The 22,793-nt window shown below is 73.0% G+C and carries 16 protein-coding genes; 9 read left to right on the top strand and 7 right to left on the bottom strand.

Translation table 11 applies throughout. From position 1 onward, the window contains the following. Nucleotides 1–27 precede the first annotated feature (27 nt). The 3 genes from OG505_RS08300 to OG505_RS08290 are packed head-to-tail and all read left to right on the top strand — an operon-like array spanning nucleotide 28 to nucleotide 2,266. Nucleotides 28–741: an ABC transporter ATP-binding protein gene (locus OG505_RS08300; protein WP_405432238.1), complete on the top strand. Its 714-nt coding sequence runs from the start codon at nucleotides 28–30 to the stop codon at nucleotides 739–741. Then, complete coding sequence (locus OG505_RS08295) at nucleotides 738–1,541, top strand: hypothetical protein (protein ID WP_405432237.1); 804 nt, start codon at nucleotides 738–740, stop codon at nucleotides 1,539–1,541. The genes OG505_RS08300 and OG505_RS08295 overlap by 4 nt, the downstream gene beginning before the upstream one ends. After that, nucleotides 1,538–2,266, top strand: coding sequence for a hypothetical protein (locus tag OG505_RS08290; protein ID WP_405432235.1), 729 nt, complete (start codon nucleotides 1,538–1,540; stop codon nucleotides 2,264–2,266). Before OG505_RS08295 ends, OG505_RS08290 begins: the two co-directional genes overlap by 4 nt. Before the next feature lie 151 nt (nucleotides 2,267–2,417). Here the strand turns inward: OG505_RS08290 and OG505_RS08285 are convergent, their stop codons facing one another. After that, nucleotides 2,418–4,196, bottom strand: a complete 1,779-nt coding sequence (locus OG505_RS08285; protein ID WP_405434426.1) for an ABC transporter ATP-binding protein — start codon at nucleotides 4,194–4,196, stop codon at nucleotides 2,418–2,420. Nucleotides 4,197–4,290: 94 nt separating this feature from the next. On the opposite strand from OG505_RS08285, the gene OG505_RS08280 reads away from it, so the two are divergent. Both OG505_RS08280 and OG505_RS08275 read left to right on the top strand, forming a co-directional pair. Beyond that, on the top strand, nucleotides 4,291–4,719 hold the full coding sequence (locus OG505_RS08280) for a MarR family winged helix-turn-helix transcriptional regulator (protein ID WP_405432232.1): 429 nt from the start codon (nucleotides 4,291–4,293) through the stop codon (nucleotides 4,717–4,719). Between the two features lie 201 nt (nucleotides 4,720–4,920). Then, nucleotides 4,921–6,705 (top strand): N-acetylglutaminylglutamine amidotransferase, encoded by a 1,785-nt coding sequence (locus tag OG505_RS08275; protein ID WP_405432231.1) that lies wholly within the window; start codon nucleotides 4,921–4,923, stop codon nucleotides 6,703–6,705. A 10-nt stretch (nucleotides 6,706–6,715) separates the two neighbouring features. Here OG505_RS08275 and OG505_RS08270 read toward each other — a convergent pair whose 3' ends face one another. The 3 genes from OG505_RS08270 to OG505_RS08260 all read right to left on the bottom strand — a co-directional run bounded on the left by OG505_RS08270 (nucleotide 6,716) and on the right by OG505_RS08260 (nucleotide 9,537). After that, nucleotides 6,716–7,849 (bottom strand): glutamate--cysteine ligase, encoded by a 1,134-nt coding sequence (locus OG505_RS08270; protein WP_405432229.1) that lies wholly within the window; start codon nucleotides 7,847–7,849, stop codon nucleotides 6,716–6,718. Between the two features lie 123 nt (nucleotides 7,850–7,972). Beyond that, the gene (locus OG505_RS08265) at nucleotides 7,973–9,181 is read right to left on the bottom strand and encodes an RNA polymerase sigma factor (RefSeq protein WP_405432227.1); all 1,209 of its coding nucleotides are present in this window, start codon (nucleotides 9,179–9,181) and stop codon (nucleotides 7,973–7,975) included. A gap of 2 nt (nucleotides 9,182–9,183) precedes the next feature. After that, nucleotides 9,184–9,537, bottom strand: a complete 354-nt coding sequence (locus tag OG505_RS08260; protein ID WP_405432225.1) for a YciI family protein — start codon at nucleotides 9,535–9,537, stop codon at nucleotides 9,184–9,186. A 278-nt stretch (nucleotides 9,538–9,815) separates the two neighbouring features. Between OG505_RS08260 and fxsA the strand changes: the two genes are divergently transcribed. The 3 genes from fxsA to OG505_RS08245 are packed head-to-tail and all read left to right on the top strand — an operon-like array spanning nucleotide 9,816 to nucleotide 12,936. Further along, entirely contained in the window at nucleotides 9,816–10,007 is a 192-nt protein-coding gene (fxsA, locus tag OG505_RS08255; protein WP_354859636.1) for an FxSxx-COOH cyclophane-containing RiPP peptide, read from the top strand. Between the two features lie 2 nt (nucleotides 10,008–10,009). Continuing rightward, nucleotides 10,010–11,239 (top strand): FxsB family cyclophane-forming radical SAM/SPASM peptide maturase, encoded by a 1,230-nt coding sequence (locus tag OG505_RS08250; RefSeq protein WP_405432224.1) that lies wholly within the window; start codon nucleotides 10,010–10,012, stop codon nucleotides 11,237–11,239. Further along, a complete protein-coding gene (locus tag OG505_RS08245) occupies nucleotides 11,236–12,936 on the top strand; it encodes an aKG-HExxH-type peptide beta-hydroxylase (RefSeq protein ID WP_405432222.1) in 1,701 nt (566 codons plus the stop codon). Before OG505_RS08250 ends, OG505_RS08245 begins: the two co-directional genes overlap by 4 nt. Before the next feature lie 260 nt (nucleotides 12,937–13,196). On the opposite strand, the gene fxsT is transcribed toward OG505_RS08245, so the two are convergent. Together fxsT and OG505_RS08235 are read right to left on the bottom strand one after the other, a co-directional pair. Further along, entirely contained in the window at nucleotides 13,197–17,108 is a 3,912-nt protein-coding gene (gene fxsT, locus OG505_RS08240; protein WP_405432221.1) for an FxSxx-COOH system tetratricopeptide repeat protein, read from the bottom strand. A 12-nt stretch (nucleotides 17,109–17,120) separates the two neighbouring features. Then, nucleotides 17,121–18,362 (bottom strand): TIR-like protein FxsC, encoded by a 1,242-nt coding sequence (locus tag OG505_RS08235; RefSeq protein WP_405432219.1) that lies wholly within the window; start codon nucleotides 18,360–18,362, stop codon nucleotides 17,121–17,123. Between the two features lie 133 nt (nucleotides 18,363–18,495). Here OG505_RS08235 and OG505_RS08230 point away from each other — a divergent pair, with 133 nt between their 5' ends. Beyond that, nucleotides 18,496–19,818, top strand: coding sequence for a flavin monoamine oxidase family protein (locus tag OG505_RS08230; RefSeq protein WP_405432218.1), 1,323 nt, complete (start codon nucleotides 18,496–18,498; stop codon nucleotides 19,816–19,818). A 110-nt stretch (nucleotides 19,819–19,928) separates the two neighbouring features. On the opposite strand, the gene OG505_RS08225 is transcribed toward OG505_RS08230, so the two are convergent. Further along, nucleotides 19,929–22,568 (bottom strand): discoidin domain-containing protein, encoded by a 2,640-nt coding sequence (locus OG505_RS08225; protein ID WP_405432217.1) that lies wholly within the window; start codon nucleotides 22,566–22,568, stop codon nucleotides 19,929–19,931. Nucleotides 22,569–22,793: the final 225 nt, after the last annotated feature.

Genomic DNA, 22,793 nt, shown 5'->3' with positions numbered 1-22,793 from the left:
GCGGCCGCGGCGTCGCATGCTTTCGTCGTGATCGAATTCAAAGGCGTGACCAAGCGGTACGGGAAGAAGGTCGCCGTCGCCGAGGTCACGTTCTCGGTGCGGCCCGGCAAGGTCACCGGGTTCCTCGGGCCCAACGGCGCCGGCAAGTCCACCTCACTGCGCGTGTTGCTGGGCCTGGACCACGCGACGTCCGGCACCGCGCTGATCGACGGCAAACGCTACCGGGATCTGCGCTACCCGCTACGTACGGTTGGGGCGCTGATCGACGGCGCCCAACCGGCCCCGGACCGTCGCGGCGTCGATCATCTGCTCTGGATCGCCCGGTCCAACCGGATCCCCCGCTCCCGGGTCGGGGAGGTCCTCGACGCGGTCGGTCTCACCGACGCCGCCAAGCAGCGAGTGAGCAAGTACTCGCTGGGTATGCGGCAGCGGCTCGGCATCGCCGCCACCCTGCTCGGTGACCCTGCCGTGCTGATCCTCGACGAACCGGTGAACGGCCTGGACCCGGACGGCATCCGCTGGATCCGCAACTTCCTGCGCGACTACGCCACCCAGGGCCGGACCGTGCTGCTCTCCAGCCACCTGATGACCGAGATGGCCGACACCGCCGACGACGTGGTGGTGATCGCGAACGGTCGGATCGTCGCGGACGGCTCGCTGCCGGAGATCACCGCGGGCCACTCGTCCCTGGAGGCCGCGTTCTTCGCCCTCACCGGCGAGCAGAAGCAGGTGTGGGCATGAGCGTGCTGTTCGCCGCCGCCGGGGCGGAGCTCTCCAAAATCAGATCATCGCGGATCGTCTGGCTGATCACCGGTGCGGTCATCGCGCTGCACCTGCTGATCGGCCAGGCGAACCTGCGCAACACCTCGACCGCGGTCGAGGGCATCACCCCGGACGGGCTGATCGAGATCTTCGCCGATGAACGCCAGCCCGCCGGAGAGGCGCTGATCGACCTGCTCGTCTCCTTCTCGCTGCAGATCGTGGTGATGTTCCTGCCGATCATCGCGGTGGTGATCGCCGGGCAGGAGTTCCGGGCAGGGCAACTGGCCCAGTCCGTCCTGGCGGTGCCACGGCGGGGCCTGCTGATGGCCGCGAAGGCGATCGCGCTTGTCGTGTTCATGGCGGGGGTCGCGATCCTGGTCGAGCTGATCAGCAACGCCTACATGTTCCTGGCCGTCAAGGACTGGGATCCCGGTCTGCTGCTCGGCGCTGACACTCTCGCCGATCACGGCAAGCTGCTCGCCCTCGCGGTGCTGGTCTCGCTGGTCAGCTTCGCGATCACCACGCTGACGCGCAGCACCCTGATCGGCATCGTGGTGTCGGTGCTGCTGATGGCCCTGGCGATGACGCAGGTGCTGGCGCGGACGGTTCCGGCGGTGGACGCCCTGCTGCCGGTCAGCGCCGGGCGCAACCTGCTGCTCGACCCTGCCGACGCCGACCTGTCGTCGAGCGCGGGGTACGCCGCCATCGTCCTGGTGGCGTGGGCGCTGCTGTCCACCCTGGCCGCCGGTCTCCTGCTGAGCCGCCGGGACGCCCGATGACCGCCGTGGGCACCGTTCGGCCGGCGATCCGGATGACCGATCTCGTGGCGGCGGAACTCACCAAGATCCGCAGTCTGCCAGCGACGTGGATCTCTTTGGCCGTCGCGGTGGTCGCCAACGCCGCGCTCGGCTTCATCGCGGCCACCGACGTGATCCGTCTCGCCGGTGACAGCAGCCCGACCAGCATCGCCCAGATCGGCACGCTGATGCTGGCGCCGGTCTACGCGTTCCTGGCGATCGCGGTCTTCGCGGCCGGCACCGAGTACCGGGGCGGGCACTTGCGCCTGAGCCTCGCCGCCGTACCCGGCCGCAGCCGCTTCCTCACCGCCAAACTGCTGGCCGCACTGGCGGCGAGCCTGGTCGCGGCGGTTCTGGTGGTGCTTCCGAGCCTGGTGCTGCGGGACGCGCTGGGCGAGCTCGGTCGCTACCTGGTGGCGTACCTGCTGTTGGCGCTGATCGGGTACGGCCTCGCGTTCACCGTCCGCTCGGTGGTCACCCCGATCGCGGTTCTCTCCGCCTTTCCGATCCTGATCTCGACCACGCTGGGCGGTCTCTGGCCGGAGGCCGTCCGGCTGCTGCCGCACGAGGCGGCGCTGAGCCTGTTGGACATGCCGGCGGACCCGGCCACCGCGCTCAGCCCGGGCGCCGGCCTGCTGGTCCTCGCGGCGTGGGCGGCCGGGTCCGTGGCGACCGCTTGGATTCTGGTGACCCGGCGCGACGTCTGACCCGGCCTTCCGTCAGAGCGCTCGCCATGACGGTCGATCACGAAGTTTCACTTCCAGCCGCCTCCGACGCGGACATTTGCGTGGACAGATCCGAAGCGGTGACGGTGAGCGGGGCCGTCGGCCGTCGCCACCTGGCGGTAAGAGCCGACGCTCAGGCCGCCAGTGTGGCGTAGCGGCCGTTGCGGTGCAGCAGGCTGTCGTGGGTGCCGGCCTCGACGATCCGGCCGTGGTCGAGCACCGCGATCTGGTCGGCGTCGCGGACCGTGGAGAGCCGGTGCGCGATGGTGATCGTGGTGCGTCCCTGCGCGAGCACGTCGAACGCTCGCTGCACGGCTCGTTCGGTCTCGGTGTCCAGCGCGCTGGTGGCCTCGTCGAGGACCAGGATGCGCGGGTCGCGCAGCAGCGTACGGGCGATGGCGAGTCGTTGCTTCTCGCCGCCGGAGAACCGGTGCCCGCGGGAGCCGACCACCGTGTCGTACCCGTCGGGGAGGCCGGCGATGAGGTCGTGGATCTGGGCGGCGCGGGCGGCGGCCTCGATCTCGGCGTCGGTGGCGTCCGGCCGGGCGTAGCGCAGGTTCTCCCGGACGGTGGTGTGCAGCAGGTACGTCTCCTGGCTGACGACGCCGACGATCGCGGCCAGGTCGGTCAGGCGCAGGTCGCGCAGGTCGACGCCGTCGATGGTGATGCGGCCTGCGGTCGGGTCGTGCAGGCGGCTGACCAGCCCGGCGAGGGTGCTCTTGCCGGAGCCGGTCTCGCCGACCAGGGCGAGGCTGGTGCCGGCGGGCACGTCGAGGGTGATGCCGGCGAGCGCGGCGGTGTCGCTGCCCGGGTAGCCGAAGGTGACGTCCTCGAGGCGCAGGTGGCCGCGGACCCGGGTGGGGTCGAGGCGGACCGGCTCGGTGGGGTCGGCCACGTCGACCGGCAGGTCGAGGTATTCGAAGATCCGGGCGAACAGCGCCAGCGAGGCGGTCAGCGACACGCCCACGTTGAGCAGGCCCATCAGGGGCCGGAACAGACCGCCCTGCAGGGCGGTGAAGGCGACCAGGGTGCCGATGCTCAGCGTGCCGGCGGTGCCGGGCAGGCCGGCGGCGAGGTAGATGACCGCCGGTACGGCGGCGAAGATGATGCTCATCGAGGCCATCCGCCAGCGGCCGGCCAGCTCGCTGCGCAGCTCCAGGTCGACGAGTCGGGCCGACGAGGCGGTGAACCGGTCGATCAGGGCGGGGCCGGTGCCGAGGGTCTTGGCGAGCTGCACGCCGCTGACCGACAGCCCCTCCTCGACGGTGACGTTGAGGTCGGCGAGTTCGCGCTGGCGCTGGTCGGTGATCTCGCGGCGCATCCGGGCGACCCGGCGGGTCAGCCAGACGGCCGGCGGCAGCACCACGAGCGAGACCAGGGAGAGCTGCCAGGAGAGCGCGACCATGGCGACGGCTGTGGCGACCACGGTGGTGAGGTTGGCGGCGACGGCGGTGGCGGTGGAGGTGACCACCGACTGCATGCCGCCGATGTCGTTGGTGATGCGGGACTGCACCTCGCCGGTGCGGGTACGGGTGAAGAAGCCCAGCGACTGCCGTTGGAGGTGGCTGAACACGTCGGTGCGCAGCCGGTGCATGACCCGCTGCCCGACCTGGGTGGAGATCCAGGTCTGCACGACGCCGAGGGCGGCGGTCACGGCGGCCACGGCGACCATGCCGACGACCAGCCAGACCAGCAGGGTCACGTCACCCTGCGGGAGGGCACGGTCGATCACGGCACGCAGCAGGAACGGGCTGGCCATCGCGACGATCGAGGAGAGCACGATGATCACGGTGACGATGACCAGGGCGGGTCGGTGTGGGGTGAACAGGCGGCCGATGCGGCGCAGGGACACCTGGCGGGCCTGCGTCTTCTCCTCCGCGCTGACGGTGCGGTGGCCGCGGTCGCGGCCCATGGGGGTGCGTTCCAAGGGGCACTGCCTTCCAGTCGGATATGCTGAGGTTACCTCAACATGAGGGAACAACAGTATCGGCTGCTACCGTATTCCGGTGACCGAGGACACCAGCGACAGCGGCGACGAGAGCCTGGCCGAGACGTTCTGGGCGGTCGCGTCCCGTCTGCGCCGACAGACCCGGGAGTCGTTGGCGCCGTGGGACATCACCCCCAGCCAGTCCCGGGCGCTCGGGGTGCTCGGCCGGCACGGGGAGGTACGCCCCGGCACGCTCGCCGAGCACCTGCACATCGCGCCCCGCTCGGCCACCGAGGTCGTCGACGACCTCCAGACCCGGGGCCTCGTCGAGCGCCGACCCGACCCGGCCGACCGCCGGGCCACCCTGGTCGCACTCACCGCCGAGGGCAACCGCGTCAGCGCCGCCATCCGGGCCGCCCGCCGCGCCGAGGCCGACCGCTTCTTCGGCCACCTGCCCGACGCCGACCGCGCCGAGCTGGCCCGCATCCTGCGCACCCTGCGCGCCTGATGCAAGGAAGGGCACCTTATTAACGCCTGGTGTATAGGAAGGGGCCCTTCCTAACGCTGCGACCCACTGCCGCACGGTTTAGCCAGCCGGTGTCCGGGTAGCCAGGCGCTCCGTTCGCCCTCGCCGGGACCGGCCATGACCGGCCGGGGCGACGTGACAGGAGGCGCCCATGTCTGCCCTGAACCACCACCACCGCGCCTGATGTGCGGGATCAGCGGGGAGGCGCGGTTCGACGGCCGGTCACCCGACGCGGCGGCGGTCACCCGGATGACCGAGGCGATGCGTTCGCGCGGCCCGGACGACGAGGGCCGGTACGCCGACGACTGGGTGATCCTCGGGCACCGGCGGCTGACCATCATCGACCTGTCCGATGCCGGCGGTCAGCCGATGGTGCGCGACGATCTGGGCCTGGCACTGGTCTTCAACGGGTGCATCTACAACTACCCGCAGCTGCGCGAGGAACTGCGGAACGCCGGGTACTCCTTCCACTCCACCAGCGACACCGAGGTGATCCTGGTGGCGTACGCCCACTGGGGTGAACGCTTCGTCGACCACCTGGTCGGCATGTTCGCGATCGGGCTGGTCGACCGGCCCCGGCGGCGGCTCGTCCTGGCCCGCGACCGGCTCGGCATCAAACCGCTCTACCTCGCCGAGACCCCCGGGCGGCTCCGGTTCGCCTCCACCCTGCCCGCGCTGCTGCGCGCCGGCGACGTCGACACCGGCATCGACCCGGTGGCGCTGCACCACTACCTGTCCTGGCACTCCATCGTGCCGGCGCCCAGGACCGTGCTGCGGGGCGTCCGCAAGCTGCCGCCCGCCACGGTGCGGGTGATCGAGGCCGACGGGCGCGGCCGAGAGCAGGTGTACTGGCAGCCCGACTACGTGCGGGAGCCGGCCGACGCCGGGATGGACGCCGCCGACTGGCGGGCCGCCATCGGAGACGCGCTGCGCGCAGCCGTACGCCGGCGGCTGGTCGCCGACGTCCCGGTCGGGGTGCTGCTCTCCGGCGGTCTGGACTCCAGCCTCATCGTGGCGTTGCTCGCCGAGGCCGGCCAGGAGCACCTGCGCACGTTCAGCATCGGCTTCGACAGCCGGGGCGACGAGTCCGGCGACGAGTTCCACTACTCCGACCTGGTGGCCCGCGCGTACGGCACCGACCACCACCGGATCCGGCTCGCCGACGACGACCTGACGCCCGCCGTACGACGGGCCGTGCTGGCCATGACCGAGCCGATGGGCAGCCACGACGTGGTCGCCTTCCACCTGCTGTCGGAGCAGGTGGCGCGGCATGTGAAGGTGGCGCAGTCCGGGCAGGGCGCCGACGAGGTGTTCGCCGGCTACGGCTACCACCAGCCGCTGACCGGGACGCCCCGCCACGGCGCCGCCGAGACGTTCGCCGCCGCCTTCTTCGACCGTGACCACGACGAGCTGCGCGCCATCGTCGGCCCGGCGTACGAGCTGAAACACGACGCCAGCCGTGACCTGCTCACCGGTCACCTCGCCACGCCCGGTGCGCAGACCGCGCTGGACGCCGTCCTGCGCCTGGACACCCACCTGATGCTCCCCGACGACCCGGTGAAGCGGGTGGACAGCATGTCCATGGCCTGGGGGCTGGAGGTGCGTACGCCGTTCCTCGACCAGGACCTGGTCACCCTCGCCGCGCACTGCCCACCGGAGCACAAGGTGGCCCAGGGCGGCAAGGGTGTGCTCAAGGAGGTCGCCCGGGAGGTGCTGCCGGCCGAGGTGATCGACCGGCCGAAGGGCTACTTTCCGGTGCCGGCGCTGCGCAACGTGGACGGGCCGGTGCGCGAGCTGGTCGCCGAGGCGTTGCAGGCCCCGGTCGCCCGCGAGCGGGGCCTGTTCCGCCCCGAGTACGTGGCGCGGCTGCTCGCCGAGCCGGACCGGGCCGAGGCCGCGGCGGGCAGCAACAAGCTGTGGCAGCTCGGCCTGCTGGAACTGTGGTTGCAGACTCACGACATCCGTTGAGAACGGCCCGTCAGCTTGCGGCGGTGTGGGTGGCGAGGTCGTCGATGACCGCGCGCAGGTCGCCGGTGTGCTCCAGCACCCGTCGCTGTCGGGTCGCGCCGGTGCCGTCGCGGCGCAGCCGGGCCAGTTGGGCCAGCACGTAGCCGAGATCGCCGTGGCGCAGCAGCGCCGGGGCGATCGCCGCCATCAGCTCGTCCACCAGATCCCAGGCCGGTCGGGTGCCGCCGGCGCGCAGGTCGATCAGCTCGCCGTCCAGGCCGTCGTGGGCCGCCCGCCAGTGCGCGGCGGCGACGAGGCAGTCGCGCACGGGCGGGGCGAGCACACCGGCGCGTACGTCGTCGGCCAGTGTCGCGACCAGGCTGCGGACCAGGGCGGCGACCAGCACGGCGTCGTCCACGGTCGGACAGACGTCACCGACACGGACCTCCACCGTCGGGTACGCCGACGACGGCCGGGCGTACCAGTAGACCATCGCCGCGTCCAGCATGATGCCGGCGGCGATCAGCTCGTCGACGGTGCGGTCGTAGTCGGCGGCGGAGTCGAAGTGCGGCGTGGGGCCGATGCTGGGCCAGCGTTCCAACTGCATCGACCGCCAGCTGGCGTGGCCGGTGTCGTACCCGTCGTGCAGCGGCGAGTTGGTGGTGATCGCCTGCACCACCGGCAGCCACACCCGCAGGTGGTTGCAGACCTGCACGGCCAGCTCCCGATCCGGCAACCCCACGTGCACGTGACAGCCGCAGACCGCCGGGTCGTGCGCCACCGGCCCGTACCGGCGGGACATCGCGTGGTAGCGCGGCCGGTCGGGCACCGTCCGGTGCGGCTCGGCCACCGGCGTGGCGCCGACCGCCACGAGCCGGGCCCCGGCCGCGGCGGCGGCCTCGACGGCGGATCGGCGCAGCGCCACCAGGTGGGTGCGCAGCTCGGCGAGATCGGCGCAGACCGGGGTGACCATCTCCACCATGCTGTGCCGGAACTCCTGGCGGCTCTGGTCGCGGGCCGGGCCGCGCAGCGCGGCCAGCACCTGGTGGGCCACCGGCAGGTTCCGGCCGCTGTCCGGGTCGAGCAGCAGGAACTCCTCCTCGACGCCGAGGGTGAGGATGCCGAGGGCGGGCACGGTGTCGACGGTCGTCGGACGGTACGCCATGGCCGCCTCCATCCGCTGCTGCGGCCACGGGTGGACACCCCGGCCGACGGGCGGCTCGGTTTCCCGGCCCGGGCCGGGAGCAAACGCGCGGTCGGCCCGGCGACACGGCCGACAGGCGCGCGGTCAGTCCGGCGACACCGCCGCCGCCCGAGCGGTAAGGAAGGCCCGTTCAGCCGAATTGTCGGTCAACGCGGCGGCCGTCCGGTACGCCTCGACGGCCTCGCCGCCCCGGCCCAGCCGGGCCAGCAGGTCGGCGCGGACGACGTGCCGCACGTGGTAGCCGGGCAGATCGAGGCGGTCCACCTCGGCCAGCGCCGCCGCCGCACCGGCGACCTCGGCGAGCGCGACGGCCCGGTTCAGCGCCACCACCGGGCCGGGGGCGACCATCGTCAGGTGGTCGTACAGGGCGAGGATCTGACGCCAGTCGGTGTCGGCGGCGCGCGGCGCGGCGCTGTGCACGGCGGCGATCGCGGCCTGGATCTGGTACGGGCCCGGCCGGTCGCGGCGCAGGCAGCGACGCACCAGCGACTGCCCCTCGGCGATCAGGGCGCGGTCCCACCGGTCCCGGTCCTGTTCGGGGAGCGGCACCAGTTCGCCGTCCGCCGTGGTCCGCGCGCCCCGGCGGGACTCGGTGAGCAGCATCAGCGCGAGCAGGCCCAGCGCCTCCGGCTCGTCCGGCATCAGCTCGACGAGCAGCCGGGCCAGCCGGATCGCCTCGACGCACAGCTCGGCACGGACCAGGTGCGGGCCGGCGCTGGCCGTGTACCCCTCGTTGAAGATCAGGTACAGCACGGCGAGCACGGCGTGCAGCCGGTCGGGCAGGTCCGCGTCGCGCGGCACCCGGTACGGGATGCGGGCGTTGCGGATCTTCGACTTGGCCCGGACCAGTCGCTGCGCCATCGTCGCCTCCGGCACCAGGAACGCGCGGGCGATCTCGGCGGTGCGCAGGCCGCCGAGCAGACGCAGGGTGAGCGCGACGCGGGTGGCCGGGGCGAGCGCCGGATGGCAGCAGGTGAAGATCAGACGTAGCCGGTCGTCGCGCACAGGCCCCTCCTCGTCGGGTGGGTCGGCGGCGTACAGCAGGGCCGCCTGGGCGTGCCGGTCGGCGCGGGTCGCCTCCCGGCGCAGCCGGTCGATGGCCTGGTGGCGGGCCGTCGTGATGATCCAACCGGCCGGGCTGGGCGGCGGGCCGGTGTCCGGCCACCGTCGCAGCGCGATGGCGAAGGCGTCCTGGACGGCCTCCTCGGCGAGGTCGATGTCGCCGAGGAGGCGCACCAGCACGGCGACCGCGCGGCCGTACTCTGCGCGGAACACCGCCTCCACGTCGGGCACGGTCAGTCTCCGGCCCCGGGCCGGAAGGGGCGGACCTCGATCGGCAGGGTGGTGGCCAGCGCGTAGCGGCGACCCCAGTGCAGGGCGGCGTCCAGGTCCGGCACGTCGATGATGGTGACGCCGCCCAGGTACTCCTTGCCCTCCACGAACGGTCCGTCGGTGACCAGGACGTCACCGTCGCGGGCGCGCAGCACCGTGGCGGTTTCCGGCCCGTGCAGACCCTGACCGAAGACCCAGGACCCGGCGGCTGCCAGCTCGTCGTGCAGCTCGCCGACGTCGCGCATCACCTGGGCCAGGAACTCCGGCTCCGGCACCCCACCCTGCGGCTGGTGCATGCTGAGCAGGTACAGCGTCATCGTTCCTCCTCGTGGCGGCCGGCGCGGCGCCGACCTCTCATCCTCCATACGAACGACCACCGCCCACCTCGACAGGCTGGCCGGAAAAAATCGGCCGCCCGTCCGCGGGTGTGCGACAGTGCGCCGGCGGCCCCGGTCGTACGCCAGGTAACGGCACGGTGGCCAGCGCGTACGGGCTGCGGTGTCGCGCCGTCCGGGGCCGGGTGCGATGGTGTAGAAAGGCGGAGTGAGCGCAGCGGTGACTCAGGTGCCGGTCTTCGACCGAAGGACGGTCCACGGTGGCTGACCACGACCAGCCGCCCATCGGACGCACTGTCGGCACCGCTCTGGTGCAGCTCGGCGACGTACCTCTGGCGGATTTGCTGGCCGGCGCCGGTGACGGCGTCCTGGCCCACGTGCTGGGCACGCTGGCCGCCGAGAGTGAGCCGGGCCGGCCCGGCGACGTGTCGGCGTTCGAGTCGAGCTTCTGACCGTGCCGGCCGACGCCCCGCCGTCGGCCACCCGACACCGCCCTGCCGTGGCCGCGCCCCGCATCCGCCAGGTGGTGCTGAAAATTCACTCACGGTGCAACCTGGCCTGCGACTACTGCTACGTCTACCGTCACGTCGACCAGGGTTGGCGGACTCGGCCACGGGTCATGGCCCCCGGCACCGTAAGCCGGGTCGCCGACCGGCTCGCCGCCCACGTGGCCCGGCACGGCACCGACCGGGTCCGGGTGGTGCTGCACGGCGGGGAGCCGCTGCTCGCCGGCCCCGCCGTGCTCGACCGGACGGTACGCACGCTGCGCGCCGCGATGCCCTCCGGCGTCGTACTCGACGTGGCGATGCAGACCAACGGGCTCCTGCTCGACGAGGCGGCGCTCGACCTGTGCCACACGCACGGCATCGACGTCGGGGTGAGCGTGGACGGCGACCGCGCCGCCAACGACCGCCACCGCCGCCACGCCGACGGCCGGGGCAGCTTCGCCGAGGTGGCCGCCGCGTTGCGTCTGCTGGCCCGGCCCGAACACCGCGCCCGCTACGCCGGTCTGCTCTGCACCGTCGACCTGGCCAACGACCCGATCGCCGTCTACGAGGGCCTGCGGGAGTTCGACCCGCCCCGACTGGATCTGCTGCTGCCGCACGGCAACTGGAGCGCTCCCCCACCCGGGCGCCACCCGGACGACCCGGCCACCCCGTACGCGGACTGGCTGATCGCCGTCTTCGACCGCTGGTACGCCGAGACGCCCCGGCGTACCGGCATCCGGCTGTTCGAGTCAGTGATCGCGCTGCTGCTGGGCGGACGCAGCGGCACCCAGGCGCTGGGCGCCGCCGAGCCGGACGTCATGACGATCGAGACCGATGGCACGATCGAGGGCACCGACACGCTCAAGACGACCACCGCGTCGGCGATGCGGACCGGCTTCGACGTCTTCCGGCACAGCTTCGACGAGGCGTTGCGTCACCCGTCGCTGGCCGGGCGTCCCACCGGGACCGCGGCGCTCGCGCCGGCCTGCCGGGCCTGCCCGGTCGTCGACGTCTGCGGTGGCGGCCTGTACGCGCACCGCTTCCGCGACGGCACCGGCTTCGCCCACCCGTCCGTCTACTGTGTCGACCTGTTGCGGCTGATCCAGCACGTGCGGACGGTGGTGACCGCCGACCTGGACGCGCTGCGCCGTCGCGTCGCCGGGGCGAGCGTGCCGACGCCGGTGGCACGCCCGTGACGGGCCCGCTGTCGGCGGTGCAGCTCGCCGGGCTGGCCGGGGGCCACGGCGACGCCGCAACGGTCGCGGTGTTGCGGTGCGGGCAGCTCGGTCGCCGTCGGCTGCTGACCGTCGCCGCGGCCCGCGCCTTCCGTGGCGAGCCACTGGTGCGGCAGAGCCTGGAGCTGCTCACCCGCGCCGAACACGCCGACCCGGCGACGGTCGCCGCGATGCTGACCCATCCACCGGTGACCGGATGGGCCCGCGCCGCGCTCGACGGCACCGCCGGTCCCGCCTACCTGGCCGCTCTCGCGGCGGCGGCGGCGACCCGCGCCGGCCTGACGTTCACGCTGACGCTGCCCCGGCCGGCCGACGGTGTGCTGCCGCTGCCCACCGTCGGCGCGGCGACGGACCTGCCCTTCGACAGCCCGGTGCGGCTGTCCGGCGAGGCCGGCACGCTGCGGATCGACGCCGCCAGCGGCGACGCGGACGGGGTACGGATCGAGGCGGGCGGTGGCCGGCTGCTCGACGCGGGCGGTGGCGGGACCGGCTGGCTGCCGGTCCGCAGGACCACACCGTTCGACGCGGTCGAGGTGCTGGTCGACGACCAGGACCCGTGGCGCGACTGCTACCACCGGCCGTCGGCGCCCCGACTGGACGACGTGTCGGCCGACCGACTGGCCCGGCTCGCCGCCGAGGCCGGGCGGTGGCTGCGTGCCCATCTTCCGGCGCACGCCGACGCGCTGGCCGGGCTGCTGCGCACACTCGTGCCGCTGCGACCGCCGTCCTCGGGCAACCCGGTGAGCGCCACCAGCAGGGACGCGCTCGGGGCCATCGCGCTCTCGGTGCCCGCCGACGCGCGGACCCTGGCGCTGTTGCTCGTGCACGAGTTGCAGCACACCAAGCTCGGCGCGCTGGTCGATCTGGTCCCGCTGCACCGCCCGGGTGGGCCGGCCCGCTACCGGGCGCCCTGGCGACTGGACCCACGCCCGGTCGGCGCGCTGCTGCAGGGCGCGTACGCGCACCTGGGGGTGGCCGAGGTGTGGCGTTGCCGGCGGCACGAGGGCACGGCCGCAGCGTTCGAGTACGCGTACTGGCGGGAGCAGACCATCCGCGCGGTCCGGCAGCTCACCGACGCGGCCGAGCTGACCGCGGCCGGCCGGTCCTTCGTGGCCGACATGGCGAGCACCCTGCGCGGCTGGCGTGACCCGGCCGACGGCGCGGTCGAGGCGGCGGTGCGGGACGTGGCGGACGCCAGCGCGGTGCGCTGGGGCCTGGCCAACCTGCTCCCCGACCCGGACGGGGTGGCCCGCCTGGCACACGCGTGGCGACAGGGCGTGCCGCCGGAGGCCGGTCGCGCGGCGTCGACAGTCGTCCCGGCCGCGGCCCGCCCCGCCCTCACCGTGGGCAGCGGTCCCGAGGGCGCCGTCCGCCATCGACTCCTGGGCACCGGCGGACCGCCCGCGTCGAGCCCGAGCGACCAGGCGTACGCGGCGGGCAACTCCGAGGACGCGTTGGCCGGGTACCGGCGACGTGTCGCCGCCGACTGCGGGGACGTCGACGCCTGGGTGGGGCTGGCCCTGACCGCCCACCACACCGGGCAGCCGGTCGCGGCCGGGGTGCTGACTAGCCGGCCCGAGCTGGTGCGGGCGCTGAGCCACGCGCTTCCCGACGCCGACCCGCTCGCGCTCGCGGCCTGGCTGGCGCAGCCCGCCTGACCGGTCGGCTGCGGACAGTAACGCCGCCCCGCCCCGCCCCACCCCGCCCCGGCCCGCCCCGGCCCGCCCCGGCCCGCCCCGGCCGCGAGGCCAGGGGGCAGTTGCGTCCTTTGCTCTGCTTCAACGGGCGCAACACTCGCGGCCAAGCGGTGTTGCGTGGAGTGAAGCAGAGCAAAGGACGCACGAGAGATGGCCGACGCGGGACCGCGGCGGGGCGGCGCGGGACGGCGGGACGGCGCGGGACGGCGGGACGGCGCGGGTCAGAGCAGCGCCGGTTCGATGTAGGCGTTGGAGCGTTCCCGTTGGCGGGCCTGCATCACCCGGGGGTTGTCACCGCCGAAGAGCTGCACCAACTGGCCGAACGCCTCGTCGTAGAGCGCCCGGCCGGCGTCCGCCTCGCTCTCGGTGGCCTGCCGGCTCAACGCCAGGTTGACCGAGGCGGACAGCGTGTCCGGGTGCTCGGCGCCCAACGCCCGGGTCAGCTCCACGTACGCGGTGGTGTCCAGCAGCAACGCGTTGTCGCGGTCACCGAGGGCGAACAGGTCGTTGGCCAGGTTGAGGGTGGCCAGCAGGGTGTGCGGGTGCCGCTCGCCGAGGTTGGTCAGCAATTGGTCGCGGACCCGCTGGGACAGCTCGCGGGCCTGGGTGTGGTCGCCCTGCTTGCGCAGCAGCACGCCGAGGTTGTTCAGGCAGGCCAGGGTGATGGCGTGCGACTCGCCGAGCACCTCGTTGTAGCCGTCGCGCAGGCGGCGTGCCACCCGCAGGGCGGTCTGGTTGTCGCCCACCGCCGACCAGGTGGTGGCCAGGGCCATCTCGGCGGAGAGCGCGTCGGCGTGCTCACCGCCGAGGGTGCGCTGGTAGCGGACCACGGTCCGTTCGATCAGCCGGTGCGCGTCGGCGAAGCGCCCGAGCTGGCGCAGGGTGAGCGCCAACTCCTTCGCCGTCCGCAGGGTCTCCGGATGGTCGGCACCGATCACCTTCTGCTGGGTGGTGTAGGTGCGTTGCAGGACGCTGTGCGACCGCCACAGTTCGCCGGTGTCACGCAGGCCGCGCCCGTAGTTGCTGGCCGAGGCCAGGGTGGACGGATCCTCCTCACCGAAGCGGTCCCGCCGCCGCTCGTGGATGTGCTGGTCGAGGGCGGCGGCGCCACGGAAGTCGCCGACCAGGCGCAGCGACACGGCGAGGTTGTTCTCCGCGGTCAGCGTACGGCCGCTGTCGTCGCCGAAGCTGCGCACGCTCAGCTCCAGGGTGCGCCGGTCCTGTGCCTCGGCCTCGTGGTACAGGCCCTGGGCGCGCAGGTCCGCACCGAGGCTGCGGGCCGTCATCAGGGTGTAGAGGTGCTCCTCGCCGAAGATCCGCCGTTGCCGGTCGTAGACGTCCCGGTCGATCTCGTACGCCCCGTCGAAGTGGCTCTGCGCGCGCAGGACGTTCGCCAGGTGGAAGCGCATCCGCAGCTTGGTGGGGTCGTCCTCGTCGGTGTCGCGCCACGCGGTAAGCGACTCCTCGGCGAGCGCGCGGCTGGTGTCGTAGTCACCCCGACGGTAGAGGTAACGCACGATGTCCACGACCAGCTGCCGGGCCTCGTCCATGGTGGACAGGTGCAGGCCGCTGGGGCGTACGTGCGGCCACAGCTCGGCGTACCGCGGCCAGTTGACCGGCTTGTCGGGGTCGTGTGGGCTGGCGGCGGCGAGCAGCAGTTGCGCCTCCCGGCGGGCCTGGTCGGGGTCGGCCAGCTGGTCCTGGATGACGAGCTGGACCAGCCGGTGGATCCGCACCGAGTTGTTCTCCGCGTCGACCTGGGCCAGGCCGTAGCGGCCCAGTTCGGCGGTGACCAGGCCCTGCAGGATCGGGTCGGTCAGCGTCGGGTCGATCGGGGCCATGAAGCTGGCGAAGCGGTCGCCGGTGAGCATCGCGACCGGGATCGGCTCCGGCGCGTAGAACGAGCACAGTTCCAGGAGCCGGGCCGCCGCCGGCTTCTCCTCGCGCAGCTGGCCGAGGGTGAACAGCCAGGTCGCGGCGAGCGCCTTGGAGTAGCCGGCGGACTGCCGGCCGTCGAGGATGCGCAGCAGGCCGGGGGTGTCCAGCGAGCTGAGGTACTTCTCGACCTGCATGGCGCTGGCCCGCAGGTACGCCGCGCCCTGCTCGACGGCGAGTGGCAGGTCGCCCAGCTTCTCGGCCACCTGGGCGGCCTCGGCGTCGGTGAGCCCGCGGACCCGGTCGCGCAGCAGTTGGACGCTCTCGGCGCGGTCGAAGACGGTCAGCTCGGTCGCGGTGGCGTACTCGCTCCAGCTCTGGTCGCGGGTCGTGAGCAGGACGTGGCCGGGCCCCTGCGGCAGCAGCGCCCGGGTGGCGCGGGTGGGCTTGTCGGCGTTGTCCAGGACGATCAGCCAGCGCCGGTCGGGCCCGGCGCGGCGCAGCGTGTCGAGCACCCGGCGGGCCGCCTCGGCGCCGCCGCCCGTGCCCAGCCCCAACGCCTGGCCGAGGTCGGCCAGACCACCGCGGATGCGGTCCTCGCTGTCCGCCGGGATCCACCAGACCAGGTCGTAGTCGCGGCCGAAGCGCAGCGCGTACTCGGCGGCGAGCTGGGTCTTGCCGACGCCGCCGAGGCCGTGCACGACCTGCGTGGCCGAGTCCGGCGAGGTGGTGAGCCGGTCGCGCAGCGCCTCCAGCTGGGCGGCGCGGCCGACGAAGGGCGTGCCGTGCTGACGGACGTTGGAGATCGCCGGGAACGGGCCGGGGAACCGGCCGACCCCGCGGCCGCCGGCCGTGACCGTCGCCGTTCCCGCCGCCTCCAGCAGCCGGGTCCGCGCCGTGGACGGGTCGCTGTCGGTGAGGTCGACCGGGCTGTGCTCGCTGTACGGGGCGGTGAGCCGCGACTCGTCGACCCGCAGCGGCACCAGCACTCCCCCGCCGCCGAGCTGGTCGCGGCCGGTGGCGGTCTTCCACACCTCACCCGCGAGGGGGGTGCTCGCGTAGTGCCGGGTGAGCACGGCCAGGACCCGGCTGGCGCCGCTGACCGCCCGGTCGAACTCGGCCCGCCCGCCCGCGAGCAGCGGCACGTCCAGCGCGCGCCGGTCCACCCGCAGCCCGGCGTCCTCCAACTGGTCGGTGATCCACTCGGCCCAGAGCCGGTCGGCGGAGGCGTAGCTGAGCAGCACGGCCTGCTCGGCGGTGAGCCGGCTCCGTTCGAACTCGGCCAGCGAACGGCGACGGTCCGTCTCGCCGATCGGGTGCAGCTGGGTGATCCGCCCGTCGGTGATCACCGAGGCGAGCTGCTCGTACGCGGCCAGCAGGGTGCCGACCTGCTCGGGCCGGTCGCCGAACGCGGCGAGGATCTCCTCGTACGCGTAGAACGTGCGGTACGGCACCTCGATGGTGTTCCAGTAGCGGGCGGCCGCCGCGTCGGAGAGGTGATCCAGGAACGGGGCGAACTCGGCGCGGACCAGGTCCCGGCCGGTCTCCAGCTTGCGCAACTCGGCGTCCTCCACGCGCATCGGCACCGGCAGCAGCAGCGGCGGGTCGTCCGGGCGCTGGCTGCGGATGGAGCGGGCCACCGCCGCCGCGCCGCGGATGCTCTGGGTGGACATGGTGAAGCAGTTGACGACCAGGTCGGGCAGTTGGACGGTGCAGATGCCGGCGACGTCGCTGAGGCCGGTGCGGCTGTCGATCAGCACCACGTCGTACTCGGCGCGCATCTGCGCCCGGACCGCGTCGATGAACGACGCTCCGCCCTGCCGCTCGTAGAAGTTGGCCCAGTCGAAGGTGCTCACCAGCCGGGAGTACGCCGAGTCCTGCTGCCCTGCGGCCACAAAGTCGATCACGCCGCCGTGGCTGAAGTCCCAGTTCAGCGAGACCGCACGACGTTGGATCTTGGCATGACCGGTGAGGAGTTCCTGGGAGTCCTCGTCGCGGTTGCGCTGCATCGTGGCGATCGAGTAATCCCAGATCATCTCGATGACGCCGGGGGTGGCGCGCAGCTCCTTGTCGCGCAGGAACGGATGGAAGTAGCGGTGCAGGCCCGGAGACTCCAGGTCCCAGTCGACGACCAGCACCTGCAACCCCTGGCTGGCCAGGATCCAGGCCACGTTGGCCAGCGCCATCGTGCGGCCGGTGCCGCCCTTGTACGAGTAGAAGGTCACGATCTGGCCGCGTGCCGTCTCGTTCACCGCCATGGCGTGCCTCCCCTAGGGACCTTCGAGGATCGGGCGAAGACCGGAGCCGTCGGTGGGCGGCTCCTGGTAGACCGTGCCCGTGCGGTAGATCCGGCCCTGCTCGACCACCAGCACGTCCTCCAGTTCCTCCTGGAAGCGTGCGGAGGTCGCGATCTCGGTGCGCCACACGTCGCGGGTGTTGTGCAGCACGTGATGCGGAAGCACCCGGGCCAGGGTGTCCCACATCTTGCGGTTGCCGCCGGCGGCCGCGTCGTCGGCGGCCGTCCACGGCACCAGCACCGGCGCCCGCGGCGAGTCCACGTCCCGGTCGTAGCCGATCAGGCTGACCTGGTAGCGCGGCAGGTCGGCCGACCAGACGTCGACCACCAGCACGACGATCTGGTTGTGCGCCCGCGCCCACTCCCGGACCGCCGCCAGCTCCTCGGCGTCCTCCACCGTCCAGCCGTAGCTCTTGGTGGTGGCGATGGCCCCGGCCCAGCTGCCGATCGGCACCTCCAGCTCGGGCCGGTACGGCCGCCAGTCCCGCGAGACCGCGCCGTAGCGGTCCTCGGCGCCGGGCCGGCTGCCGGCCAGCTCGGCGGAGCTGCCGGCGACCAGCACGATGTGCACGTGCCGGGCGCTGGTGGCCCGCTGCACCGCCGTCGACACGCTTGGGCCATGGTGCGCCTGCGGCCTCGCCGGCCGGTCGAAGGCACTGGTCACCTTGGACAGCACGGGACGCTGCGCCGGCCGGCGCAGGGTGTGGTCGCGCGCGGTCTGCACGATGTGCCGGGCGAGCGCGTCGACGAAGTCCTTGTAATCGTCCTCGTGCCGTTTGCGCTGCTTGAGGGTGAGCAGGCCGTCCTGGGCGTAGGCGGTGCCGGTGTGGAAGTTGCGGTACTGGAAGTCGGCGACCGCCCTGGGCAGCCGGTCGCACGGGAGCCACTGCACCGGCACGATCGCGGGTGGACGAACGTGGAACTGCCGCTCGTGCTCGTCGATACGGTCGACGAAGACCTGGAACTCCCGACCGCAGTAGTCGCTGACGACGTACCGGGGCGAGGTGAGCGCGATGAGGCAGGCGCTGGTGGACAACGCGTCGGACAGGGTGTCCGGCCAGGTGCTGCCGAGCGGGATGCGCCCGTCGACGAACCCTGCCTCGTCCCAGTGGAGGGCGGCCAGCCCGGCCACCGCCTCGCTGAGGTCGACGAAGAACTCCTGGATCTGGCTGTTGCGGTTGTCCTCCTGGGCGTAACTCAGGAAAAAGAGTGGCACGCCCGCCTCCGCTCACGGGTTCCACGACCGGTAGGCACAGTATAGGACCGTCGATGCCACCCCACCCGGGCCGCGATCATCGCCGCACGCCCGTGGAGAGTCATATGCCCGACGCTTTGGGGTAGACCCTGGCGTGTCCGAGGGCATCCGGGTGGTCGTGGTCGGCGCCGGCTTCTCCGGTCTCGCCGCCGCGTCGGCGCTGCACCGGGCCGGCGCGTGCGTGCGGGTACTGGAGGCCCGTGACCGCGTCGGCGGGCGGGTGCTGACCCGGTGGCTGCCCGACGGGACCCAGCTCGACCTGGGCGCCCAGTGGATCGGCCCGATCCAGGACCGGATGTACGCGCTGGTCGCCGAGCACGGGCTGGTCACCTTCGCCTCGGCGGCGCTCGGCGCGTCCACCCTGCTGTGGGCCGGCGAGCGGCGACCCGACCCGCCGGCGCAGGTTGCCCGGGTGCTCGGACTGCTCGACGAGTACGCCTCCGGCGTGGACCCGGCCGAGCCGTGGCGGGCGCCGCAGGCCGCGCGGTGGGACGCGACGACGCTCGGCGGTTGGTTGCGCGTCACGGCCGGAGACGCCGACACGGCCGACTACCTGGGGCGGCTGCTCGCCGGCGGGCTGCTGGCCACCGGCGCGGACGAGCTGTCCCTGCTGCACCTGCTGTTCTACCTGCGCAGCGCGGGCGGCACCGGGCCACTGCTGGGCATGGCCGGCGGCGCGCAGCAGGACCGGATCGTCGGCGGCCCGCCGGCGCTGGCCGAGCGGATGGCGGCCGGTTTGCCGCCGGGGACGCTGCGGCTGGGCGCCGCGGTGCGCACGATCCGGCAGGACGCGGACGGGGTGACGGTGTGCACCGACGACGGGCGCGTCGACGGCGACGCCGTGGTGGTCGCGCTGGCGCCGGCGCTGGCCGGCCGGATCCGGTACGACCCGCCGCTGCCGGCGTCGCGCGACGGCCTGACGCAGCGGATGCCGATGGGGTCGGCGTGGAAGGTGCACGCCGTCTACCCCGAGCCGTTCTGGCGTGCCGACGGGCGCTCCGGCGTGTCCACCAGCAGCGCCGGACCGCTCACCGAGACGGTGGACAACTCCACCCCGACCTCGCCGCGCGGCGTGCTGACCGGGTTCAGCTACGCCGGCGACGCCGCCGCGCTGCGGGAGATGTCCCCGGCACGACGGCGGGAGTGCGTGCTGGACGCGTTCGCCGCCGTGGTCGGGCCGCGCGCGGCTGATCCGGTGGCGCTGGTGGAGTACGACTGGTCGGCCGACGAGTGGACGCGGGGCTGCTTCGGCGGCGTGCTGACTCCGGGGGCGTGGCGCACGTACGGGCCGCGGTTGCGGGCGCCGGTCGGGCGGGTGCACTGGGCGGGCACCGAGACGGCGACCCGCTGGGCCGGCTACCTGGAGGGGGCGGTACGCGCCGGTGAACGCGCGGCGGCCGAGGTGCTGGCGTACTGAGGCAGGACCGTGGCCGGCCCGGTCTTCGGCGGGACCGGGCCGGCTCGGCCCTCGGTGCCACCCGCGCCAGTCCGGTCGCTCGCGCGAGCGGGCCGGCGCGGGCGCCCCGGTCAGGGGTAGGTGGTCAGGTACACCTGCTGGGTGGCCGCGTTCGCGGTCCCGCCGGCGTTGTTGATCACCCGGTTGATGGTGCCGACACCGCCGAGCGAGACGGTCACCATGTTGGTGAACCGCACGTTCGAGGTGGTGGGCGCCTCGATGGCCCGGTCCGCGACGACGGCCGGGTTGACGTTGAAGTAGCAGTAGCTGCCCAGGCCCCACGCCCCGTGGCTGGTGACCGAGTCGGCCACCTTGTACGCGGCGTACCCCCGGGTGGACCCGTTCATCCAGGCGGCCTGGTTGGGCGGGTCGTACGGCATCTCGTTCTGGTAGAAGTACGTCCGGCCGCCGTTGCCGTTCCAGACGGTCTGGTACTTCTGGTAGTGCTCGACGAAGAGGCCGTACATGGTGACGTTGTCGCCGTTGACGGTCAGTCCGGTGTCGGCGGTGTTCAGGGTCCACCCGGTCGGTACGCCGCTGGCGGCGTGGTCGGCCCGCCACAGCCACATGTGGTCACCGATCACGTTGTCGCTGTTGACGGTCAGCGTGTTGGTGGCCTTGCCGACGTGCGGCCCGCCGATGCGGAAGAACACGTCGTGCAGCGACGTCGGGTTCGTGGCGTGGCTCGCCGTCGAGCCGGACGGCCCGACCTCCATGAGCACCGGCGAGTTGGTCGTGCCGGCCTCGAACATCAGGCCGGCGACCTTGACGCCGTCCACATCGGCCACCCGCATGCCCACGCTGCCGTTGTCGGCCTGGATGGTGGCCAGGCCGAGGCCGAGCACGACCGTGTCGGCCCGGTTGACCTGGATCGGCTCGGTCACGTGGTGCACGCCCGGGGTGAAGAGCAGGTGCCGACCCTGGGCGAGGGCGGCGTTGATGGTGGCCGCGCTGGTGCCGGGCTGGACGACGAAGAACTGCGACAGCGAGATCGACGAGCCGGCCGGGGTCCTGTTGTACCAGCTGGTGCCGGTCGAGTTGGTGCGCAGGGCGGGCACGAAGACCCGGTACTCACCGGTGCCGTCGACGTACAGGAACGGCTTCTCCCGCACCTGCGGGGTCTGCGCGATAACGGTGTGCGACGGGTTGGGAAAGCTCGGCGCCGGGGCGCCGTTGACGCCCTGGAAGACCATGTTCCACACCGAGCCGGTCCAGCCGTTGCCGAACTCGCTGTTGCGGGAGTACCACTGCTGCTGCGAGCCGGAAACTACCAGGCCGTCGATGCGGGTGTCGGCCAGCAGGCCGCCGCTGGACCAGCCGTCGCCGCCGTTCCAGAGCTGGATCTGGTTCTGCGCGCCGCGCAGGTGCATCCGCCGGTACGGCGCGGCCTGCGACACCGCCCAGCGCTCCACGGTCTGCCCGGCGGGCAGGGTGACCGAGAGGTTCTCCGCGGCCCGCCAGAAGTTCTGGGTGGCGTTGCCGCCCATCCAGAACGCCTCGGTGCGGACGTGGCCGTTGAGGTTGACGTCGTCGGGGCTCATGCCGAGCCCGGCGACCTGGGTGAAGAAGCCGAGGTTGACATCGGCGGTGTAGGTGCCGGGCTTGAACAGCACGGCGTAGCGCTGCGGGCCGAACTGGTTGGTCTCCTGCTGGGTGAAGAGGGTGTTCAGTCGACTCTGGATCGTCGACGTCGGCGTGCCCGGGTCGAAGACGTACGTGTTCGGCCCGAGGTTGGGGTTGTACGGGTCGGTGGCGCCGACCGGGGGTTCGGTGGTGCCGCCGCCAGTCGTGTTGACCGCCAACTCCCACAGTGAGTAGCCGTAGGCGGTGCCCCGGGCGGTGCCGTACACCCGCAGGTAGCGACCGCTGCCGGTGACGGTGAGGCTCTGCGTGCCACCGGTGGCCGTCGTGGTCGAGTAGATGGTGGTCCAGGTGGACCCGTCCGCGGAGGTCTGGAGCTGGAAGGCCCGGGCGTACGCGGCCTCCCAGGTGAGCGTCACCCGGCAGATCGTGCGGGTGCTGCCGAGGTCGACGCGCAGCCACTGCGGGTCGCTGGCGGCGCTGGCCCAGCGGGTGCCGGTGTTGCCGTCGACGGCGGCGGACGCCGGGGTGCCGGCGTTCTCGGTGGACGAGGCGGTCACCGGGCTGCCCTGCGCGACGTTGGCGCTGCCGCAGGTGGACGTGTCACCGCCGGTCTCGCCGTAGACCTGGAACTCCCAGAGCGAGTAGCCGTAGCCGGTGCCCCGGGCGGTGCCGTACATCCGCACGTACCGGCCGGCGCCGGTGACGGTCAGGTTCTGGGTGCCGCCCGCGCCGGTGGTGGTCGAGTAGATCGTGGTCCAGGTGGCGGCGTCGTCGGAGGTCTGGAGCTGGAAGGCGCGGCCGTAGGCGCCCTCCCAGAGCAGGTTGACCTGGCTGATGGTGGCCCGCGCGCCCAGGTCGACCTGGAGCCACTGGGGGTCGCTGAAGGCGCTGGCCCAGCGGGTGCCGGTGTTGCCGTCGACAGCTGCCGACGCGGGGGTGCCGGCGTTCTCAGTGGACGAGGCGGTCGCCGGGCGTCCCTGCGACAGCAGGGTGGGGGCGGCCTGCGCCGGGGCGGTGGCCACGGCCGGGGTCAGGGCCGCCACCAGGGCCACGGCGACTCCGGCCAGGAGGTGCCGGACGGTCCGCCGCCGGGGACGCGGGCGTACGGATGTAGCACGAGATGTCATGACATCGCCTGTCGATAGGGCGTTACGGACGCCGGGGTGGGGGATCGGTGTTCGCCCGTGGTGCCGTGGGTGGTGCCGCCGATGCGACGCCGCGGGGAGGAGAGCGCTCTCGTAGGAGTGTTGCGGCGAGATTGCGACGGCGTCAAGACATCGATCTATAACTTCGTTATTTATCCCGAGGATCAGGTTTTGTGTAATTCCCACCCCCGACCACCGTCCCCCGAC

The organism is Micromonospora sp. NBC_00617, from assembly GCF_045161355.1.
Lineage (GTDB): Bacteria > Actinomycetota > Actinomycetes > Mycobacteriales > Micromonosporaceae > Micromonospora.
The sequence above is the reverse complement of the archived record's forward strand: the minus strand, read 5'-3'. Positions and strand labels throughout refer to the sequence as shown.

Bases quoted from the DNA above. Each gene is read 5' to 3' on its own strand.
- OG505_RS08295 (WP_405432237.1), top strand. From the start codon at position 738: ATGAGCGTGCTGTTCGCCGCCGCCGGGGCGGAGCTCTCCAAAATCAGA.
- OG505_RS08290 (WP_405432235.1), top strand. From the start codon at position 1,538: ATGACCGCCGTGGGCACCGTTCGGCCGGCGATCCGGATGACCGATCTC.
- OG505_RS08285 (WP_405434426.1), bottom strand. From the start codon at position 4,196: ATGGGCCGCGACCGCGGCCACCGCACCGTCAGCGCGGAGGAGAAGACG.
- OG505_RS08275 (WP_405432231.1), top strand. From the start codon at position 4,921: ATGTGCGGGATCAGCGGGGAGGCGCGGTTCGACGGCCGGTCACCCGAC.
- OG505_RS08270 (WP_405432229.1), bottom strand. From the start codon at position 7,849: ATGGCGTACCGTCCGACGACCGTCGACACCGTGCCCGCCCTCGGCATC.
- OG505_RS08260 (WP_405432225.1), bottom strand. From the start codon at position 9,537: ATGACGCTGTACCTGCTCAGCATGCACCAGCCGCAGGGTGGGGTGCCG.
- fxsT (WP_405432221.1), bottom strand. From the start codon at position 17,108: ATGGCGGTGAACGAGACGGCACGCGGCCAGATCGTGACCTTCTACTCG.
- OG505_RS08225 (WP_405432217.1), bottom strand. From the start codon at position 22,568: ATGACATCTCGTGCTACATCCGTACGCCCGCGTCCCCGGCGGCGGACC.